Raw genomic sequence first — 709 nt, forward strand, 5'->3', positions numbered from 1 at the left:
CATTCATATCTGGATTAAGATGATACTGTTCCTCTCGATACCGTCCAATTTGAACGGTTTTAGAAAAGATACCATTTTCAATGTGTATAACACCTTGAGAAATATACATAACCTCAATCCCTGCTGAAAACATTGAAATCCGTCCACTCGGACTGAATAACATACTGGATGAGCCGTCATTCTTACCAATAACCAACCCCTCATTTGATGAGCTCATATAGCTATCAATGAAATTCCAGCGGTCAGACAATTCTCCCAAGTCTTTGGCGATTTCAGACACACGCTGACTAGCTGAAATTAAATCTGTTTCAGCTTGAGCTCTTGCCTCCTCGTTTGTCTTGACAAAATCCTGATAAGCCTTTATCCAGTTATCAAGCGTATCAGCGCTAGCCTTGGCCTCTAACTCAGCTTGAATAACTCCAGCCTTTTCATTGAGAGCGTTGAGCTGTTCTTGAGTTAGAACTTGGTCGGCTTTAGAGTCTAGTTGTTTTTGAGTCTCTGACCAGTGAGGTTGCCAGCTCGTCATTGGTATGGCTCCAACTGTTAAAACGGCCCAATCAGCATTACCAATCCCTTCGAGTTCTCCGGTAAAAAATGAAACAGTATCGCCAGCGTTAAGATTTTTATTAGATGTAAAAGTAGCGCTCCAAACATCCAACTCAAAGCTATATGATAGCTTTATCCACTGCCAATTATCGCTAGGATTTTC

General features: G+C 41.3%; 1 pseudogene. It reads right to left on the minus strand.

Going from position 1 to position 709, the window contains the following annotated elements:
* Positions 1-709 (minus strand): annotated as a pseudogene (locus tag HMPREF2613_RS07510) (hypothetical protein); the annotation flags it as partial.

The sequence above is a fragment of the Streptococcus sp. HMSC070B10 genome (assembly GCF_001808665.1).
Lineage (GTDB): Bacteria > Bacillota > Bacilli > Lactobacillales > Streptococcaceae > Streptococcus.